An 11124-nucleotide genomic window follows, 5' to 3' on the forward strand; every position below is an offset into this window, starting at 1 on the left:
TTAAACCTTTTCAAAAACTAAAGCAGCGTTAGTTCCACCAAAACCAAAACTATTAGACATTACTGTGTTTAAAGTTGCACCAGTTTCAGTTTTTGCAACTATTGGAAACTTTTTAGCTTCTTCATCAATCTCACTGATGTTTGCTGAGCCAGCAATAAAATTATTTTTCATCATGATCAAACAATAGATTGCCTCATGAACAGATGCAGCACCTAGTGGATGGCCCGATAAAGATTTAGTTGAACTAATCTTAGGAATATTTTCTCCAAAAGTATTTTTAACTGCATTAAGTTCTGTAATATCTCCAACTGGAGTAGAAGTTCCGTGAGTATTGATATAATCAATTTTATTTTTAGTAGTAGACATAGCCATCTGCATACATCTTACTGCCCCTTCTCCTGATGGTGCCACCATGTCGTATCCATCTGAAGTTGCTCCATAACCAGTTAATTCCGCGTATATTTTCGCACCTCTTGATTTAGCATGTTCGTATTCTTCAAGTACAAGCACTCCTGCACCACCAGCGATAACAAAACCATCTCTTGTTTTGTCATATGCTCTCGATGCAGTTTCAGGCGCATCATTATATTTTGATGATAATGCAGTCATAGCATCAAACATAGCAGTCATTGCCCAGTGCACTTCCTCACTTCCACCTGCAAAGACAACATCTTGTTTACCCATTTGAATCAATTCCATTGAATTTCCAATACAGTGTCCACTCGTAGCACATGCTGAGCTCATTGTGTAATTTGTTCCTTTTATTTTAAATGGAACAGCAAGTGTTGCTGACGCCGTACTTGCCATTGTTCTTGGAACAATAAATGGCCCCATTAATTTTGGAGTTTTAGCTCTAGTTTTGTCTGCTGCTAAAATTACATTTTCAATTGAAGGTCCTCCAGAACCCATAACAATACCAGTTTTAAAATTACTAACCTCAGTTTCTTCTAACCCCGAGTCCTCAATTGCCTCTTTCATTGCAATGTAATTGTAAGCTGAACCTGAGCCCATAAATCTAATTGTTTTTCTATCAATGTGATCTTCCAATTTTATATTTGGTTTGCCATGGACATGGCTTTTAAGATTATGTTCTTTATATTCTTCTGCATAAGAAATTCCTGATTTGGAATTTAATAATGATTGGTGAACTTCTTCTTGATTGTTTCCTAAACAAGACACAATCCCCAAACCTGTTATTACTACTCTTCTCATTATTTAAATAACCCCACTTTTAAACTTTCTGCTGAATATATTTTTTTATCATCTGCGAATACCAAACCATTTGCTAAACCAACTGTAGTCCCACCAGGCGACATAATTTTTTTCATATCAATTTCGTACCTAACATTTTTTACACTTTTAATAACTTCACCTGTAAACTTTACTGTGCCCACTCCAAGAGCTCGTCCTCTACCTGGATTTCCAAGCCATCCCAAATAAAATCCTACTAACTGCCACATTGCATCTAGACCTAAGCAACCAGGCATGACTGGATCTTCCTTAAAGTGACATTCAAAAAACCACAGCTCATCTTTGATATCTAGTTCAGCTTTTAACGATCCCTTATTAAAACTGCCATTATTATCATTGATCTCTGTTATTCTATCAAACATAAGCATTGGAGGAAGTGGTAATTTTGCGTTCCCCGGACCAAAAAGCTCACCATTTCCACATGTTATGAGGTCATTGTAGGTATATGAGTTTTTTTTCATAAAATTTGAGTTCCCTTAATACTTGATTTAATGATAATATAATATAATAAAACAGTATAATTTATTCTTAGTTTAGAATTATTATAAACAATTATGACAAAAAACTGCAATTTTATTGATAAATTAAGAGAAGCTGGATTAAGACCCACTAAGCAAAGGGTAAAAATTTGTGAAATATTATTTAATAGAGAAAAAACTTTTCATTTTACAATTAATGATCTTGCAAAAAAAATATCAGAAGATTTAAATGAAAAAATATCTTTAGCTACTGTTTATAATACAGTTCACGCCATTCAAAAAAAAGGCTACCTTAAAGAGATCGCAATAAATAGCGATAAAAGCTATTTTGATACAAACACAACAGCTCACCATCACTTTTATGATGAGGATACTCACGAATTAATAGATTGTGACCAAAGCAACATTGATTCTATTAATGTTAAAAACAATATTACTGGAAAAAAAATTAATTCAGTAGAAGTTTTGATTAAAGTTGCGAGTGATAATCAAAATCATAATTAATTCAATAAAATCAATAACTTAAATTATACATTATAATTATTCTAAACTATTGACTTTAATTTTATAAGTATTATATGTTCTCAATCATTAAATTAAGGAGAATAAAATGTCATTAAAAGGAACAAAGACAAAAGAAAATCTAGAAGCAGCATTTGCAGGCGAAAGTCAAGCAAATAGAAGATATCTTTATTTTGCTCAAAAAGCAGACATCGAAGGTTACAATGATGTTGCATCAGTATTTAGATCAACAGCAGAAGGTGAAACAGGTCACGCACATGGTCACCTAGAATACTTGGAAGAAGTTGGTGATCCAGCTACTGGTTTACCAATAGGTGAAACAAAAGCTAATCTAGCATCAGCAGTACAAGGTGAAACACATGAATATACAGACATGTACCCTGGTATGGCTAAGACAGCTAGAGAAGAAGGTTTTGAAGAAATTGCTGATTGGTTTGAAACTTTAGCTAAAGCTGAAAAATCTCATGCTGGTAAATTCCAAAAAACTTTAGAATCTATTAGCTAATAAATTACTTTAGTGGGCACTAACTTGCCCACTAAATACTCAAAAAAATTCAATTTAAATTATGAGCAAAGAAGGAAGCTTAGACGCCCCTATTCGACATCCAATAGATTTTGAACATCCTGATTTTTTAAATCCTGAAAAGTTAGATGCTGAAATGAGAAGAGCATTTGACATCTGCCATGGCTGCAGAAGATGTTTTAATTTATGTGACTCGTTTCCAAAACTATTCGATATGATTGATGAGTCTGAAAATGAGGATGTTGAAAGCTTAAAAAGTGAACAATTTGAACCTGTTGTTGATGCGTGCACTTTATGTGATATGTGTTTTATGACTAAGTGTCCGTATGTGCCTCCTCATGATTTTGATTTAGATTTTCCTCACTTGATGTTGAGATATAGAACAGCTCAGAAAAAATTAGGAAAATTGCCGAGTGTACCAACACAATTAGCCCAAATAGATAGAAATGCGAAAATTGGTGTCATGTTTTCAAAATTAGTTAACTGGGCTTCTAGCATTAAAAACAAATTTTTTAGAAAAATTTTAGAGATTGTTGCTGGAATTGATAAAAGAGTTCAACTACCAAAATATAATTCAGAAACATTTTCGAATTTTTTTAAAAAAAATAAAGATCAAATAAATTTTCAAACTCTAAATAAAGATAGAAAGGTTGTAATTTATACTACTTGCTTCGTGAATTTTAATAAAAAAAATACAGGAGTTGCAGCTCTAAAAGTTTTAAAAAAGAATGGAGTTGAGGTTCAAGAGGCTTATCCAGGATGTTGTGGTATGCCTTTTTTAGAACAAGCAGATCTGCCTAAAGTGGTGGAACAAGCAAAGAAAGTATCTAAAGATTTATTAGAGTGGGTCGATAAAGGTTATAAAGTAATCACTTTAACAGCCAGTTGTGGTTTGATGTTAAAATTTGAATGGCCACTTTTATCACCTAAAGATGAAAATATTAAAAGATTATCATCAAATACTATGGATATTGACGAATACGTTGTTGATATAGCAAACAACGAAGGCTTGGCTGATGGATTACAAGAAATAGATGGTGGTGTTACAGTTCACAATGCTTGTCATGCAAGAGCACAAAATATGGGTATCAAATCAAGAGATATGCTGAAACTTATTCCAAATGTTAAGTTGGATGTTGTTGAAAGATGTGCAGGCCATGGAGGTACGTTTGGTGTGATGAAAGATACTCATGATTTGGCAAATAAAGTTGGAAGACCAACGGCAAGACAAATTAAAAATAAGAATAATAAATATATGGCTTCAGATTGTCCACTTGCAGGTAAACACTTGAAGCAATTAGAGGTTGATACAAATATTTCTAATGATGAGGCGTTACATCCTATCGAATTAATGGCAAAAAGTTATAGACTATAATTATGCCTAGAGAAAAAAGAGAAATTCTAAAAGAAGACATTATGCCTTTAGATGTCTACATAAAAAATAGAAAAGAGCTTAGAAAAAATATCGTTAACTTTAAAAAAGATAGAAGAATAGCACTGGGTCCATATGCTACTTTTTATTTTGAAAGCTACGAAACAATGTTAGCACAAGTTCAAGAGATGCTTTACATTGAAAAAGGTGGAGATGAACAATTAAAAGATGAACTTACAGCTTATAATCCATTAATACCCAATGGAAAAGAACTGACAGCTACATTAATGTTTGAAATTGATAATCCAGTTTCAAGAGCTGCGTTTTTAAGCAAGGTTGGAGGAATAGAAGAAAAAGTTTTTATTAAAATTAATGGTCAGTCTATTAAAGCAATCCCAGAAGAAGATGTTGACAGAACTTCTGCAGAGGGAAAAGCTTCTTCAGTTCAATTTATACATTTTGAATTTAGTGACGATCAAATTCAAAAGTTCAAATCAGACGGTGTTGGAGTTGAGATCGGGATAGATCATAAAGAATATTCACATACAACAAAATTAAGTTTAGCAAACATAAGTTCTTTATCAGCTGATTTTAGTTAATTAAGCCCCAAATATTGTTAGTTTTAATCCATCCTCGATAATCATTCGATTTGATCTTACACCATTTTTCCTGACATTTATCGATAATTAATAGTCTGCCCTTCTCTATTTGAGCTATAGGTTTTGCAAAAGAAGTTGGTTCTTTAAATAAAACTTTATTTTGCATTGTAATAACAGAATTATTTTTTTTTAATTGTGAAATATGTATCCAGCCACTGTTATTTTTTAAATCAATTATTCTTCTAAAATTTTCTTTTTTATCTATTTGTTTCAAAGGAAAGTTAATTTTCCTATAAACATATTTGATATCTGAGTCAAAACTAGGACCATAACGAACATTAACTTTATTTTTTTTTAAAGAAACAAAAGTTTCTTCAGCAAAAGAAGATGATATTATAATTATTAAACAAAATAGTGTGTAAATAATTTTATACATTAATTACAAATACATTTTTTTCTTCTATTAAATTTTACTTTTCGAAAGTTTAAATTTAAAAAATCTAAAATTAAAATATATCCATTTAAATCTTTTCCAATATTTAAAATATTTTTTATAACCTCGTTTGCTTGCATAGTGCCAATAATACCAGCCACAGTCCCAAGTATTCCTTCATATTCACAATTTAATATATCATCAGAAATAGTTTCTTCTTGATAAAAACATCTTAAACAAGGATTTTTTTTATTATTAAAATCTAAAGTAAATATATGACCATCAAATTTACTTATAGCTCCAGTTACTAAAAATTTTTTATACTTTAGACTTATATCGTTTATTAAAAATTTTGTTTCAAAATTATCTGTACCATCAACAATATAATCATAATTTTTAATAATTTTTTTAAATTTCTTTTTATCTAACTTAAAATTATAAATATTAATTTTAGTTTTAGGATTAATGTTAGCTAATTTTTTTTTTGCAGCTTTAACTTTTAATTTTCCTAAATCTTTTTCATCATATAAAGTTTGTCGATGAATATTGGAAAGACTAACTAAATCATGATCAACAATTCCTAGAGATCCAACCCCTGATCTGGTTAAAAATTCGGCAACTGGACAACCTAATCCCCCCATACCAATTATTAATATTTTTGAGTTAAAAATTTTTTTTTGACCTAGAATGCCTATATTTTTTAAAATAATCTGTCTTGAATACTTCTCAAGTTGATTTTTACTTAATTTTGAACTCATTTTCCAGTTGAGCCAAATCCACCTTCTCCTCTAACTGTTTCAGGTAAAGTATCTGTTTCTTCTAAATTCATTTTAATAACAGGAGTTAAAATCATTTGAGCTATCCTATCCTTATTATTTATTACAAAATCAGCATCACCATGATTGTAAAGAATAACTTTAATCTCACCTCTATAATCGCTGTCTATTGTTCCTGGAGTGTTTAAAACACTAATATTATTTTTAGCAGCCAAACCAGATCTCGGCCTAATTTGAATCTCAAATTCATTAGGGAATGCAACAGATATACCTGTTGGGATTAAACTAGAATTTTGAGGTTTAATTGTTATTTGATCATTTATAAAAGCCATTAAATCCATGCCCGATGCCCCGTTAGTTTTATATGCAGGCAACTCAACAGATGAGTTTAATTTTTTTATAAGAACTTTTGTCATTAATTTAACTGATTAATTATTCTATCAACTATTTCATCAGATATTTCAGATTTCTTTTTATAGGCAAGTTTTTCTTTGTTTTTGTCACTATAGTGAATCGTTACTTCATTAAAGTCAGAATTAAATCCAATTTTTTTATTGGATACATCGTTTGCAATAATCCAGTCACAATTTTTGTTATTTAATTTTGTTTCAGCATTATTTTCAATATTATCTGTTTCTGCTGCAAATCCTATAACAAGTTCTGGTCTCATAGAATTATGGTTTGAAACATAACTCAATATATCTACATTTTTTTCTAAATTTAAATTTAATGATTCCTGCTTTTTTATTTTATATTTATATTTTTTATTAATCTTAAAATCAGCTACTGCCGCAGAAAAAACCGCTACATTGGCAGGCAAATTTTTTTGAGTTTCTAGTAACATTTCATCTGCAGTTTCAACCTCGATAAGTTTAATATTATCTTCAACTTTCAAATTAGTAGGGCCTGAGATAAGAGTTGTGTCAAAACCTTTTTTAGATAAAGATTTAGCAATTTCATACCCTTGTTTACCACTAGATTTATTTGTAATAAATCTTACCGGATCAATGTACTCGTTTGTTGGACCAGCTGTAACTAGTGCTTTTAATTTTTTATTTTTTTTAAGATTTGAGAAATAATTATTTATTTCGTTAGAAATTTTATCAGGGTCAGACATTTTTCCTTCACCATACTCTCCACAAGCCATTTCACCAATTTCTGGACCGATAAGTTTATAACCATAATTAATTAGTTTTTTTAAGTTTTGTTTTGTAGATTGATGCTCCCACATTCTAACATTCATTGCTGGGGCTAAATAAATTTCTTTGTTAGATGCTAATACCACAGTTGATGCTAGATCATCAGTTGTTCCTTGAGCTAATTTCGAAATAGTGTTTGCTGTAGCTGGTGCAATTAAGATCACATCTGCCCATCTTGATAAAGCAATATGATCCATTTCCGTTTCATTTTCGATACTAAATAAATCGCTATAAACTTTACCTTGTGAAAGGGATGCAACCGAAAGAGGTGTTATAAATTCTTTAGCACTGTTGGTTAAAATTGTTTTAATTTCTGCTCCATTCTTTTTGAAAAGTCTAATTGTTTCAAGGCTTTTATAAGCAGAAATTCCACCACAAATTATATACAAAATTTTTTTGTCCATCAGATTTTTCATTTGCCGAATTAAAATACCAATAACCCTACAATTACAAGAACTAATAAACCAATAATAGATTGATTTCTAAAAGCAGTCATTTCAGATTTCTTATTATTTAAGGCCGTGTAAGAATTTGAGTTTTGTGGGATCTGACCACTGGCTAAAAATGTTAAAGCTTGATTAGCTTTATCCATAATCTCAGGAAATTCTGGTAATCTTTTAACAACCTCAGATGTATTACTTAAAGTATCTTTGATTGTGTTCATCGGATCTTTTGTTTCTCTTAACCAACTCTCAAGTACTGGTTTAGACGTTGTCCATATATTAGTATCCGGATTTAATTTCCTTGCAACACCCTCAACCACAACCATAGTTTTCTGTAACATTAATAATTGAGGTTGAGTTTGCATGTTAAATTTTTCAGTTACATCAAATAATTGTTTTAGTAATTTGCCACCGGATATATCTTTAACTGCTTGCCCAAATATGGGCTCTCCTATTGATCTTAAAGCTTGAGCCAAATCATCAATTGGAACATTGTTTGGAACTAATCCAGCTATCAAATGTACTTCTGCAACTTTTCTGTAGTCTCTTTGAATAAATCCATATAAAATTTCAGCCAAAAACCTCTTACTAACTTTGTCTAATCTACCCATTATACCAAAATCTATGGGAGCTATTTGACCACTATTATCAATGAAAATATTTCCTTGATGCATGTCGGCATGAAAAAAACCATCTCTTACAGCGTGCCTTAGAAAGTGTTGAATAATGTCTTCTGCAATTTTATTTGTATCTAAATTTCTATTTTTTAATTCCTCAGTCTCTCTTATAGATACACCATCAATCCAATCAAGTGTCATTACATTTTCACTAGTAAAATTCCAATAAATTTGAGGAACTTTAAACCCAGCATCATTTTTAGTATTTTCTGAATATTCATTAGCGGCAGCTGCTTCAAATCTTAAATCCATTTCAAGATTTGTTATTTCTTTTAATAAAAATACAACTTCAACAAGTTTCAATCTTTTCGTTTTTTTTACAAATGACTCAACAATAAAAGCAAATAGCATCATTGCATCAATTTCTTCATTAAATGTTTTTTTAATATCTGGCCTTAAAATCTTTATTGCTACATCTTTAATTGTTCCATTATCATTAATTTTAGCTTTGTGTACCTGAGCTATTGATGCTGCTGCAACAGGTTCACTTAAATCAATTATTGAATTATAGGTTTCTTCGCCAAGATCTTTTTTAATTATTTCCTGTGCTTGGTTAATAGAAAAAGGTGGAAGGCGGTCTTGTAAATTTTCAAGTTTAGTTGATAATTCTTCACCAATAATATCAGGTCTCGTTGCTAAAAATTGTCCAAGCTTTATAAATGTGGTGCCCATAGACTCTAGAGAATTAGATAATCTCTCCCCCTCATTTGTATTTAATTTTTGCTGATTATTTTTAGCAAATGAAATTGAAAGTAATTGAAATAATATCGTTATTGCAACAGGTGGTTTTTTAAATTTTGAAGCAATGTTCAAGATATCTGACTTGGCAATCTTTCTTCCCAATTTAAATAAAGTTATGAGTTTTTTGATCATTAGTACTTCCATCCACTATGGATTGAAACAATTCCCCCAGAAAAGTTTCTGTAAGAACATTTTTGAAAATTATTATTTTTCATTAATTCAATTAATTCTTCTTGGTTAATAAATTGCTCTATACTTTTTACTAAGTATTCATAGGGCTCTTTTTCACCAACAACAAATTGACCAACAATTGGAATTAGTTTTGAGTAATTTTTATAAATAAAATCAAGATTTGAGTTCTGTATTTTTGAAAATTCTAAGCATAAGTATCTTCCGCCTGGTTTTAAAACTCTATATGCTTCAGAAAGCGCTTTGTTTAAGTTTTTTGTGTTTCTTAGTCCAAAACTAATACTATAAAAATCAAATTTATTGTCTTCAAAGGGTAATTTTTCTGCAGGAGAAATAACCCAATTAATATTTTTGTAATTAGAGAGCTTTTTTTTACCTTGGGTTACCATTCCTTTGTTTGGATCAACACAAGTAATTTCACTATTTTTATCGGTACTGTCTAAATAGAGTTTACCTATGTCACCTGTCCCACAAGCCACATCAATTAAATTTTTACCCAAGGATGGGTTCATCATATTTATTAGATTTTTTTTCCATAACCTATGCACACCAAGTGACATAAAATCATTCATAAGGTCATATTTATTGTAGACTTGATCAAATACTCCCTCTACAAGGCCCTTTTTATTTTGAAGATATTGTTGCATAAAAAAAAATATATATTCAATATAGTGTGAAATGCCAGAATTACCAGAAGTAGAAATTGTAAGACAATCTCTTAATAAAAAGATTAAACAAAAAAAGGTTAAAAAAGTAATAATAAGAAATAGAAATTTAAGACTAAAAATTCCACTAAACTTTGGTACTTATTTTTTAAATAAAAAAATAATTAAAGTAGACAGATTTTCTAAATACATAATTATATATTTGCCAAAAGATAATTATTGCATAATTCATCTAGGTATGTCGGGAACTATACATGTAGTTCATAACAAATTAATTAACAAATATACAAATGCTAGTTTTTATAATTCACCATTTTTGCCAAAAAAACACAATCATGTGGAATTGGTATTTGAAGATTTCAAGATTATTTATAACGATCCAAGAAGATTTGGTTTTTTTCAACTTATTAAAAATAATTCTGACCTAATTAAAAGATTTAGCCACTTAGGTCCTGAACCATTTGATGAGAATTTTAATTTAAATTATGTTTATAGTTTTTTTAAAAATAAAAGTAAGGATATAAAAAATTATTTACTTGATCAAAAATTTGTTTCTGGAATTGGAAATATATATGCTAGTGAAATTTTATTTTTGAGTAAAATCAATCCATTAAAAAAAGTAAAATTATTAAGTAAAAAAGAATGCCAAAAAATTATAACTAATAGTAGAAAAATTTTACTTAAAGCTATAAGTATGGGTGGATCAAGTATAAGAGATTTTAAAGATACATCAGGATTAGAGGGTGGGTTTCAAAATGAATTTAAAGTTTATCAGCAAGAAGGGGTACAGTGTAAAAGTGTGGGATGTTCTGATTTCATAAAGAAAAAAATAATCTCTAATAGATCAACTTTTTTTTGTGATTCTTGTCAAAAATAGCCAATTATTTTATTGACCACCATAAATTCTCAAGCTATACCCCTGCGGATATGGCAAACACAAAATCAGCAATTAAGAGAATTAGAAGAATTTCTAAGCAAACAGCAGTTAATAAAGCGAGAAAGAGCAGATTTAGAAACGCTCTAAAAAAAATGAACCTTCTAATTGATGATAAAAAGAAAGACGAAGCTATTAAATTCTTGCCAAAATTGAATTCAGAACTGATGAAGATTGCTAAAACTGGTATCATCAAGAAGCAAAACGCTTCAAGAAATGTTTCTAGGATTACAAAAAAGATTTCTACAATCTAGATTTAAAAATTTTACATTCTTTTTAAAGAACAACCTCTAGTATTCACATCATATACTAAAAATTTTT

The 11124-nt window shown here is 29.8% G+C and carries 14 protein-coding genes; 6 read left to right on the top strand and 8 right to left on the bottom strand.

The window, feature by feature from the left end:
• Positions 1 to 1212, bottom strand: a complete 1212-nt coding sequence (gene fabB, locus Q0X98_RS01725) for a beta-ketoacyl-ACP synthase I (RefSeq protein WP_297680811.1) — start codon at positions 1210 to 1212, stop codon at positions 1 to 3.
• The gene (gene fabA / locus Q0X98_RS01730) at positions 1212 to 1712 is read right to left on the bottom strand and encodes a bifunctional 3-hydroxydecanoyl-ACP dehydratase/trans-2-decenoyl-ACP isomerase (protein WP_297680813.1); all 501 of its coding nucleotides are present in this window, start codon (positions 1710 to 1712) and stop codon (positions 1212 to 1214) included. Before fabA ends, fabB begins: the two co-directional genes overlap by 1 nt.
• A 93-nt stretch (positions 1713 to 1805) precedes the next feature.
• Between fabA and Q0X98_RS01735 the strand changes: the two genes are divergently transcribed.
• The 4 genes from Q0X98_RS01735 (at position 1806) to Q0X98_RS01750 (ending at position 4746) form a co-directional block, all read left to right on the top strand.
• Positions 1806 to 2234 (top strand): transcriptional repressor, encoded by a 429-nt coding sequence (locus tag Q0X98_RS01735; RefSeq protein WP_297680815.1) that lies wholly within the window; start codon positions 1806 to 1808, stop codon positions 2232 to 2234.
• 106 nt (positions 2235 to 2340) lie between these two features.
• On the top strand, positions 2341 to 2757 hold the full coding sequence (locus Q0X98_RS01740; RefSeq protein ID WP_023649160.1) for a rubrerythrin family protein: 417 nt from the start codon (positions 2341 to 2343) through the stop codon (positions 2755 to 2757).
• A 61-nt stretch (positions 2758 to 2818) separates the two neighbouring features.
• A complete protein-coding gene (locus Q0X98_RS01745) occupies positions 2819 to 4150 on the top strand; it encodes a heterodisulfide reductase-related iron-sulfur binding cluster (RefSeq protein ID WP_297680818.1) in 1332 nt (443 codons plus the stop codon).
• Positions 4151 to 4152: 2 nt separating this feature from the next.
• Positions 4153 to 4746 carry a DUF3501 family protein gene (locus tag Q0X98_RS01750; protein WP_297680820.1) on the top strand — a complete coding sequence of 198 codons (594 nt, stop codon included), beginning with the start codon at positions 4153 to 4155 and terminating at the stop codon, positions 4744 to 4746.
• On the opposite strand, the gene Q0X98_RS01755 is transcribed toward Q0X98_RS01750, so the two are convergent.
• From Q0X98_RS01755 to ubiE, 6 genes are read right to left on the bottom strand one after another with little or no spacing between them, the layout of a single operon-like run.
• Entirely contained in the window at positions 4739 to 5182 is a 444-nt protein-coding gene (locus Q0X98_RS01755) for an SH3 domain-containing protein (protein ID WP_297680823.1), read from the bottom strand. The two genes, Q0X98_RS01750 and Q0X98_RS01755, sit on opposite strands and share 8 nt — an antisense overlap.
• The gene (locus Q0X98_RS01760) at positions 5182 to 5937 is read right to left on the bottom strand and encodes a HesA/MoeB/ThiF family protein (RefSeq protein WP_297680825.1); all 756 of its coding nucleotides are present in this window, start codon (positions 5935 to 5937) and stop codon (positions 5182 to 5184) included. Before Q0X98_RS01760 ends, Q0X98_RS01755 begins: the two co-directional genes overlap by 1 nt.
• Positions 5934 to 6371 (bottom strand): dUTP diphosphatase, encoded by a 438-nt coding sequence (gene dut, locus Q0X98_RS01765; RefSeq protein WP_297680827.1) that lies wholly within the window; start codon positions 6369 to 6371, stop codon positions 5934 to 5936. Before dut ends, Q0X98_RS01760 begins: the two co-directional genes overlap by 4 nt.
• Positions 6371 to 7570 carry a bifunctional phosphopantothenoylcysteine decarboxylase/phosphopantothenate--cysteine ligase CoaBC gene (coaBC, locus tag Q0X98_RS01770; protein ID WP_297680829.1) on the bottom strand — a complete coding sequence of 400 codons (1200 nt, stop codon included), beginning with the start codon at positions 7568 to 7570 and terminating at the stop codon, positions 6371 to 6373. Before coaBC ends, dut begins: the two co-directional genes overlap by 1 nt.
• 8 nt (positions 7571 to 7578) lie before the next feature.
• Positions 7579 to 9147 carry a 2-polyprenylphenol 6-hydroxylase gene (gene ubiB, locus Q0X98_RS01775; protein WP_297680831.1) on the bottom strand — a complete coding sequence of 523 codons (1569 nt, stop codon included), beginning with the start codon at positions 9145 to 9147 and terminating at the stop codon, positions 7579 to 7581.
• Positions 9147 to 9851 (bottom strand): bifunctional demethylmenaquinone methyltransferase/2-methoxy-6-polyprenyl-1,4-benzoquinol methylase UbiE, encoded by a 705-nt coding sequence (gene ubiE, locus Q0X98_RS01780; protein WP_297680833.1) that lies wholly within the window; start codon positions 9849 to 9851, stop codon positions 9147 to 9149. Before ubiE ends, ubiB begins: the two co-directional genes overlap by 1 nt.
• Positions 9852 to 9882: 31 nt before the next feature.
• On the opposite strand from ubiE, the gene mutM reads away from it, so the two are divergent.
• Positions 9883 to 10746: a bifunctional DNA-formamidopyrimidine glycosylase/DNA-(apurinic or apyrimidinic site) lyase gene (gene mutM, locus Q0X98_RS01785; protein ID WP_297680835.1), complete on the top strand. Its 864-nt coding sequence runs from the start codon at positions 9883 to 9885 to the stop codon at positions 10744 to 10746.
• Between the two features lie 50 nt (positions 10747 to 10796).
• Complete coding sequence (gene rpsT / locus Q0X98_RS01790; RefSeq protein WP_297680837.1) at positions 10797 to 11057, top strand: 30S ribosomal protein S20; 261 nt, start codon at positions 10797 to 10799, stop codon at positions 11055 to 11057.
• Positions 11058 to 11124 lie beyond the last annotated feature (67 nt).

The sequence above is a fragment of the uncultured Candidatus Pelagibacter sp. genome, from assembly GCF_943788075.1.
Classification (GTDB): Bacteria; Pseudomonadota; Alphaproteobacteria; order Pelagibacterales; family Pelagibacteraceae; genus Pelagibacter.